Consider the following 7,703-nt stretch of genomic DNA (forward strand, 5'->3'; position numbering starts at 1 on the left):
CTCGGCTGGGTGCTTGGTGCGGCGCTGTTGCTGGTGCTGCCGGCGATCACCGCGTTGCTGGTGGTCAATATTGCATTTGGCGTGATGACCCGGGCGGCGCCGCAGCTGAACATCTTCTCGATCGGTTTCCMGCTGACCCTGGTACTTGGACTGTTCATCGTCTGGGTCGGCCTGGCGGACATTCTCAATCAGTATCAACCGCTGGCCGCCGAGGCCTTGCAGTTGTTACGCGAACTGGCACAGGCGCGCTGAGTCATGGCTGAGAGCGAAAGCGGTCAGGACAAAACAGAAGACCCCACGGAGAAACGCAAAAAGGACTCCCGTGAGAAGGGTGAGATTGCGCGCTCCAAGGAGCTCAACACCCTGGCGGTCATGCTCGCCGGCGCCGGTGGGCTGCTGATTTTTGGTGGCGCCCTGGCCCAGGATTTGATGGAGCTGATGCGCATGAACTTCTCGCTCTCGCGAGAGGTGATTCTGGATCAGCGCTCCATGGCGACTTATCTGCTGCATTCGGGACAGATCGCCTTGTTCGCGATTCAGCCGGTGATGATCACCTTGCTGCTGGCCGCGCTGATCGGCCCGATTTCCCTGGGGGGCTGGCTGTTTGCGGCTGGCTCCATGGCGCCCAAGTTCAGTCGCATGAATCCCGCCGCAGGGCTGAAACGAATGTTCTCGGTCAAGGCGCTGGTGGAGCTGCTCAAGGCTCTGGCGAAGTTTTTCATCGTGTTGTTCGTGGCGTTGGCCGTCTTGTCGTCGGACATCGACGATCTGCTGCGCATCGCTCATGAGCCGTTGGACATGGCGATCATTCACAGCCTGCAAGTGGTCGGCTGGAGCACCTTGTGGATGGCTTGCGGGCTGATCATCATCGCGGCGGTCGACGTGCCGGTGCAGCTCTGGGAAAGCCACAATAAGCTGCTGATGACCAAGCAGGAAGTGCGTGACGAGCACAAGGATCAGGAGGGGCGGCCGGAGGTCAAACAGCGCATTCGCCAGTTGCAGCGCGAGATGTCGCAGCGGCGAATGATGGCCGCGATCCCCGACGCCGACGTGGTCATCACCAACCCGACCCACTACGCCGTGGCGCTCAAGTACGATCCGGAGAAGGGTGGTGCGCCGATGCTGATCGCCAAGGGTAGCGACTTCCTGGCCTTGAAGATCCGCGAAATCGCCGTGGCCAACCAAGTGCAGTTACTCGAATCGCCCGCCCTGGCGCGTTCGATTTACTACTCCACGGAACTGGATCAGGAAATTCCAGGCGGGCTGTATCTGGCGGTGGCTCAGGTATTGGCGTACGTCTACCAGATCCGCCAGTACCGCGCGGGCAAGGGCAAACGTCCGGATCCGCTGAAAGATGATTTGCCGATTCCGCCGGATCTGCGACGCGATTCCTGATCGGGTCTACGGTTCTGAAATCAAAAAGATCGCCGCCTTCGACAGCGCCTACGGGCGCTGATGCCGCCTCTTGGCTTTTTCATTGCCGGGCTCTTTCGCGATACTGTTTTCCTGTTTCTTCCTGTCGTCCTGTTGCTTGGGCGCAACCAGATCGAAGCCTTTGGCATCGTTGAATGACTTGACCGCTTTCTTGGGCATGATCGCTGCTCCGGCGCTTGGTATTACCAACGCTGATGATCACCATCCAATACCCATAAGGCCGTTTTGGCTACTATCAAAACTTACGGCTGTGCAGGTCTTTGGACGAATGGTGGGGCAGTGAACTTGAGCGATGTCATGTCCCGCCTCTGATCCACCTTGTTCGTAGCAGCTGCCGAGCTTGCGAGGCTGCGTTCGAGGACGCAGTCCTCGCACAGGATTTGCGACTGCTGCGCAGCCGAACGCAGCCTCGCGCAGCTCGGCAGCTGCTACCCCGGGCTCAACAAATCTATCTATTTCCCTCCTTGGCAAAAGTTGGAAGGCTTCTTGCAATAGCCGCCCTGCGCCTGCTTCAGGCGTCAAAAGTTTGCTTTAAAGGAACGGGGAAAACCGGTGGATCGCTCTCAGTTAATCAACAGTGCCCGCACAAACGTCGCCGACCTCAGTCGGGGCAATCTGGGCGTGCCGCTGTTGCTGCTGGTCATGCTGGCCATGATGATGTTGCCGGTGCCGCCGTTCCTGCTGGACGTGTTTTTCACCTTCAACATTGCCTTGTCCATCGTCGTGTTGCTGGTCTGCGTGTACGCCTTGCGGCCGCTGGATTTTGCGGTGTTCCCGACCATTCTGCTGGTGGCGACATTGCTGCGACTGGCGCTGAACGTGGCCTCCACGCGGGTGGTGATGCTCCACGGTCAGGACGGCCATGCCGCCGCCGGTAAGGTGATCCAGGCCTTCGGTGAAGTGGTGATCGGCGGTAACTACGTGGTCGGTATCGTGGTCTTCGCGATTTTGATGATCATCAACTTCGTCGTGGTAACCAAGGGCGCCGGGCGGATTTCCGAGGTGAGCGCGCGTTTCACCCTCGACGCGATGCCCGGTAAACAGATGGCGATCGACGCCGACTTGAACGCCGGCCTGATCGATCAGAACCAGGCGAAACTGCGCCGGATGGAAGTCGCCCAGGAGGCCGAGTTCTACGGTTCCATGGACGGTGCCAGCAAATTCGTGCGCGGTGATGCCATCGCCGGTCTGCTGATTCTGTTCATCAACCTGATCGGCGGCATGGCGGTGGGTATCTTCCAGCACGGCATGAGCTTTGGTGATGCCGGCAAGGTTTATGCGCTGTTGACCATCGGTGACGGTTTGGTGGCGCAATTGCCATCACTGCTGTTGTCGACCGCTGCCGCGATCATGGTGACCCGTGCTTCCGGCTCGGAAGACATGGGTAAACAAATCAATCGTCAGATGTTCGCCTCGCCGAAAGCCTTGGCGGTGGCCGCAGGCTTGATGGCGGTGATGGGCCTGGTGCCCGGCATGCCACACGTCTCCTTTCTGTCCATGGCAGCCCTGGCGGCCGGTGGCGCTTACCTGTTCTGGAAGAAGCAGAACGCGGTCAAGGTTCAGGCCCTGCAAGAGGTCAAGCGTCAGCAGGAGTTGCTGCCGTCACCGGCCCGGGCTCAGGAAACCAAGGAGCTTGGCTGGGATGACGTGACGCCGATCGACATGATTGGCCTGGAAGTGGGCTACCGCCTGATTCCGCTGGTGGATCGCAACCAGGGTGGGCAGTTGCTGGCGCGGATCAAGGGGGTGCGTAAAAAGCTCTCCCAGGACCTGGGCTTCCTGATGCCGACTGTGCATATCCGTGACAACCTCGACCTGGCGCCTAGCGCCTATCGMCTGACCCTGATGGGCGTGATCCTGGCTGAAGCGGAGATTTACCCGGAGCGCGAACTGGCGATCAACCCGGGTCAGGTCTACGGCACGCTCAATGGCATCACCGCCAAAGATCCGGCTTTTGGCCTGGAAGCGGTGTGGATCGAAATCAGCCAGCGTGCCCAGGCGCAATCCCTCGGTTACACCGTGGTCGATGCCAGTACGGTGGTGGCGACCCACTTGAACCAGATTCTGTACAAGCACTCCAGCGAGCTGATCGGCCACGAAGAAGTCCAGCAACTCATGCAATTGCTGGCCAAAAGCTCACCGAAGCTGGCCGAAGAGCTGGTGCCGGGGGTGGTTTCGCTGTCGCAACTGCTCAAAGTCTTGCAGGCGTTGCTGGCCGAACAGGTGCCGGTGCGGGACATCCGCAGCATCGCCGAAGCCATCGCGAACAACGCCGCCAAGAGTCAAGATACCGCCGCTTTGGTGGCCGCAGTGCGCGTCGGCGTATCCCGTGCAATCGTGCAAAGCATTGTAGGCACTGAGTCGGAGCTGCCTGTGATCACCTTGGAACCAAGGTTGGAACAAATATTGCTCAATAGTCTTCAGAAGGCAGGACAAGGCTCGGAAGAGGGCGTTCTGCTGGAGCCAAGCATGGCGGAAAAACTGCAACGCTCGTTGATCGATGCGGCGCAGCGTCAGGAAATGCAAGGTCAGCCGGTGATTCTGCTGGTGGCCGGTCCGGTTCGCGCGATGCTCTCGCGATTCGGTCGGCTGGCGGTGCCGGGTTTGCACGTGTTGGCTTACCAGGAAATTCCTGACAACAAGCAAGTGACCATCGTTGCGACAGTAGGGCCCAACGGCTGAGGTAGTGGTTTATGCAAGTTAAGCGTTTTTTCGCCGCCGATATGCGTCAGGCCATGAAACTGGTTCGTGATGAGCTGGGCGCTGATGCCGCCATCATTGGCAATCGCCGGATCGCCGGCGGTGTCGAGCTGACGGCTGCCCTGGATTACAAATTGTCGGCGCTGGCCCCGCGTGTTCCGAACATGGAACTCGAGGATGAGCTGCGCAAGACCCAGTCGCGGATCGTCACCGCCCAGGCCGAACTGAGCCTGCGCGGCGATGGCGAGAGCGACAAGACCACCAATCGCCAGTTGTTCGCCGGCCTGCCGTTGACCGCCGCCGAACCGCTGATCGAACCGGCGCTCGCCGAACCTCGGCGTCCGGCCCCCGCGCCTGCTGCGGCGACCGGTGTCGATCCGCGCGCATTCGATTCGATGCGTTTCGAGCTCAACAGCCTGCGTGAACTGATGGAAGTGCAGCTTGGCTCGCTGGCCTGGAATCAGCTGCAAGGCAGCCGTCCGGCCCAGGCCAACCTCTGGCGTCGCCTGCAACGCATCGGCCTGTCCGGCCCGTTGTCGCGCGATCTGCTGGCACTGATTACCGACATTGAAGAGCCTCGTCAGGCCTGGCGCATGTTGCTCGCGCACCTGGCGCGGATGATCGCCACCCCGGAAGTCGAGCCACTGGAAGAGGGCGGTGTGATTGCCATGGTCGGTCCGGCCGGCATGGGCAAGACCACCACGCTGGCCAAGCTCGCGGCCCGTTACGTGCTCAAGTACGGCGCGCAGAACATCGCGCTGGTGAGCATGGACAGCTATCGCATTGGTGCCCAGGAACAGCTCAAGACGCTGGGCCGGATCCTTAACGTGTCGGTGACCCACGTCGATCCGGGTCAATCCCTGGTGCAGGCGCTGGAGCCCTTGCTGCGCAAACGCGTGGTGCTGATCGATACCGCCGGCCTTCAGGCCAGCGATCCGGCACTGCGGATGCAGCTCGAAAGCCTGGCCGGGCGCGGCATCAAATCAAAAAATTATCTGGTCCTGGCAACCACCAGCCAGAAACAGGTTCTAACTGCCGCTTATCACAGTTACAAACGCTGCGGCCTCGCCGGCTGCATCCTGACTAAACTGGATGAAACGGCAAGTCTGGGCGAGGTGTTGAGCCTGGCGATCAGTCATGAGTTGCCGGTGGCTTACCTGACCGATGGTCCACGGATTCCGGATGATTTGCATCTGCCACGTCGTCATCAGTTGGTCAGCCGCGCCGTTAGCGTACAAATGCAGGAAGAACCCAGCGAAGAAGCCATGGCTGACATGTTCGCTGATATTTACCACAGCCCGACCAAGCAGGTTGGCTGAGGTGTTAATGAACATTTTTTGTACCTACATCGATGGTCTGCCATGCATTGTTCCGATGGTGAACGCGCAGCCAGTAATGTGGCCTCCGTCTAAGTAAGACAAGGTAAAGAAATAACATGGGCAGCATGCATCCCGTACAGGTGATCGCGGTGACCGGCGGCAAAGGTGGCGTCGGGAAGACTAACGTGTCAGTGAACTTGTCCCTGGCTCTAGCTGAGCTCGGCCGGCGCGTCATGCTGCTGGATGCCGATCTGGGGCTGGCGAACGTCGACGTTCTGTTGGGACTGACACCCAAACGCACGCTGGCCGACGTGATCGAAGGCCGCTGTGAGCTGCGCGACGTGCTGTTGCAAGGGCCTGGCGGTATCCGCATCGTCCCGGCCGCCTCCGGCACCCAGAGCATGGTTCATCTGAGCCCGGCCCAGCATGCCGGCCTGATCCAGGCGTTMAGTGATATCGGCGACAACCTCGACGTATTGGTGATCGACACCGCTGCGGGCATTGGTGACTCGGTAGTCAGCTTCGTGCGCGCCGCGCAGGAAGTCTTGCTGGTGGTGTGCGACGAACCGACCTCGATCACCGACGCCTACGCGCTGATCAAACTGCTTAACCGCGACTACGGCATGAACCGCTTCCGCGTCCTGGCCAACATGGCGCAGAGCCCGCAGGAAGGCCGCAACCTGTTCGCCAAGTTGACCAAGGTCACGGATCGCTTCCTCGACGTCGCCTTACAATACGTCGGCGCAGTGCCTTACGACGAAAGCGTACGCAAGGCGGTGCAGAAGCAACGCGCGGTGTATGAAGCCTTTCCGCGTTCCAAGTGCGCCCTGGCGTTCAAGGCCATTGCGCAGAAAGTCGATACCTGGCCACTGCCGGCCAACCCTCGTGGACATCTGGAGTTTTTCGTCGAGCGCCTCGTGCAACAAACTGCAGGACCCGTGCTATGACAGCCAGCGGTTACAACCTCTACAAGCAGTCGGCACGTGACGCGCAGTACGAGCTGATCGAGCGTTACGCGCCACTGGTCAAACGCATTGCCTACCACTTGCTGGCGCGTCTGCCGGCCAGTGTCCAGGTCGAAGACCTGATCCAGGCCGGGATGATCGGCCTGCTTGAAGTATCAACCAAATACGACGCCAGCAAAGGCGCGAGTTTCGAGACGTACGCGGGCATTCGAATCCGCGGCGCGATGCTCGATGAAGTGCGCAAGGGGGACTGGGCGCCACGTTCGGTCCACCGCAATACCCGCATGGTCAGCGACGCGATTCGCTCGATTGAAGCTAAAACCGGCCGTGACGCTAAAGATCACGAAGTTGCGGCCGAACTCCAATTGAGTCTCGACGATTATTACGGGATTTTGAACGACACCCTGGGCAGCCGGTTATTCAGTTTCGACGATCTGTTGCAGGACGGCGAACACGAAGGGCTGCATGAGGATGGCGCGAGTGCTCATCTCGAGCCGTCACGCGATCTGGAAGATGAACGCTTCCAGGCGGCGCTGGCGGACGCGATTGCCAATTTGCCGGAGCGTGAGCGACTGGTGTTGGCGCTGTACTACGACGAAGAGTTGAATCTCAAGGAAATCGGTGAGGTCCTGGGGGTCAGCGAGTCGCGGGTCAGCCAGTTACACAGCCAGTGCGCGGCCCGTTTGCGGGGGCGTTTGGGGGAGTGGCGAGCGCGCTGAAGGCAGTGTGGGGACACTGCGAATGGAGCTGGTGTGGTGTTGAACCGTACCGGTCTCGATCTGTTGTGCTCCAGACAGTCATTGAGTGCTTTGCCGGATTGATTGAAATGGCGCGTCCAGGTGCTGGGCGCGTTTAAGACTGCTTGGAGGTCGAATTGGACAAGAACATGAAAATCCTCATCGTTGATGACTTCTCAACGATGCGGCGGATCATAAAAAACCTGTTGCGTGACCTTGGGTTCACCAACACCGCCGAAGCCGATGACGGGCTGACCGGGTTGCCGATGCTGCAAAGCGGTAACTTCGATTTTCTGGTTACCGACTGGAACATGCCCGGTATGACCGGCATCGACCTGCTTCGTGCGGTGCGCGCCGATGAAAGGCTCAAGCACCTGCCGGTGCTGATGGTGACCGCCGAAGCCAAGCGCGAGCAAATCATCGAAGCGGCCCAGGCCGGTGTTAACGGCTATGTGGTCAAACCCTTCACAGCCCAGGCGTTGAAAGAAAAAATCGAGAAGATTTTCGAACGCATCGGCTGATGTACTGCGCACGGGGGAGCTATGGAG

Annotated in this window: 8 protein-coding genes; 7 read left to right on the top strand and 1 reads right to left on the bottom strand. The window is 59.8% G+C overall.

Annotated elements, in window-relative coordinates:
• Together AC1DLB_RS15115 and flhB are read left to right on the top strand one after the other, a co-directional pair.
• Positions 1 to 252: flagellar biosynthetic protein FliR (locus AC1DLB_RS15115; protein ID WP_477785210.1), on the top strand; the 252-nt coding region annotated here is incomplete at its 5' end.
• Between the two features lie 3 nt (positions 253 to 255).
• Positions 256 to 1,395: a flagellar biosynthesis protein FlhB gene (flhB, locus tag AC1DLB_RS15120; protein WP_086945860.1), complete on the top strand. Its 1,140-nt coding sequence runs from the start codon at positions 256 to 258 to the stop codon at positions 1,393 to 1,395.
• A gap of 48 nt (positions 1,396 to 1,443) precedes the next feature.
• Here the strand turns inward: flhB and AC1DLB_RS15125 are convergent, their stop codons facing one another.
• Positions 1,444 to 1,593 carry a hypothetical protein gene (locus tag AC1DLB_RS15125; protein WP_018925056.1) on the bottom strand — a complete coding sequence of 50 codons (150 nt, stop codon included), beginning with the start codon at positions 1,591 to 1,593 and terminating at the stop codon, positions 1,444 to 1,446.
• Positions 1,594 to 1,986: 393 nt separating this feature from the next.
• Between AC1DLB_RS15125 and flhA the strand changes: the two genes are divergently transcribed.
• From flhA to AC1DLB_RS15150, 5 genes are all read left to right on the top strand, one after another.
• Positions 1,987 to 4,116, top strand: coding sequence for a flagellar biosynthesis protein FlhA (flhA, locus tag AC1DLB_RS15130; RefSeq protein ID WP_007938653.1), 2,130 nt, complete (start codon positions 1,987 to 1,989; stop codon positions 4,114 to 4,116).
• Positions 4,117 to 4,127: 11 nt separating this feature from the next.
• Positions 4,128 to 5,453 (top strand): flagellar biosynthesis GTPase FlhF, encoded by a 1,326-nt coding sequence (gene flhF, locus AC1DLB_RS15135; RefSeq protein WP_018925058.1) that lies wholly within the window; start codon positions 4,128 to 4,130, stop codon positions 5,451 to 5,453.
• Between the two features lie 116 nt (positions 5,454 to 5,569).
• Complete coding sequence (fleN, locus tag AC1DLB_RS15140; RefSeq protein WP_477785211.1) at positions 5,570 to 6,400, top strand: flagellar synthesis regulator FleN; 831 nt, start codon at positions 5,570 to 5,572, stop codon at positions 6,398 to 6,400.
• Complete coding sequence (gene fliA, locus AC1DLB_RS15145) at positions 6,397 to 7,137, top strand: RNA polymerase sigma factor FliA (protein ID WP_018925059.1); 741 nt, start codon at positions 6,397 to 6,399, stop codon at positions 7,135 to 7,137. Before fleN ends, fliA begins: the two co-directional genes overlap by 4 nt.
• A 167-nt stretch (positions 7,138 to 7,304) precedes the next feature.
• Positions 7,305 to 7,676 (top strand): chemotaxis response regulator CheY, encoded by a 372-nt coding sequence (locus AC1DLB_RS15150; RefSeq protein ID WP_167331167.1) that lies wholly within the window; start codon positions 7,305 to 7,307, stop codon positions 7,674 to 7,676.
• The last annotated feature ends 27 nt before the right edge of the window (positions 7,677 to 7,703 follow it).

The organism is Pseudomonas sp. 05N434, assembly GCF_056396965.1.

Excerpts from the sequence above, each read along its gene's own strand:
- AC1DLB_RS15150 (WP_167331167.1), top strand. The coding sequence starts at position 7,305 with ATGAAAATCCTCATCGTTGATGACTTCTCAACGATGCGGCGGATCATA.
- fliA (WP_018925059.1), top strand. The coding sequence starts at position 6,397 with ATGACAGCCAGCGGTTACAACCTCTACAAGCAGTCGGCACGTGACGCG.
- AC1DLB_RS15125 (WP_018925056.1), bottom strand. The coding sequence starts at position 1,593 with ATGCCCAAGAAAGCGGTCAAGTCATTCAACGATGCCAAAGGCTTCGAT.
- flhB (WP_086945860.1), top strand. The coding sequence starts at position 256 with ATGGCTGAGAGCGAAAGCGGTCAGGACAAAACAGAAGACCCCACGGAG.
- flhF (WP_018925058.1), top strand. The coding sequence starts at position 4,128 with ATGCAAGTTAAGCGTTTTTTCGCCGCCGATATGCGTCAGGCCATGAAA.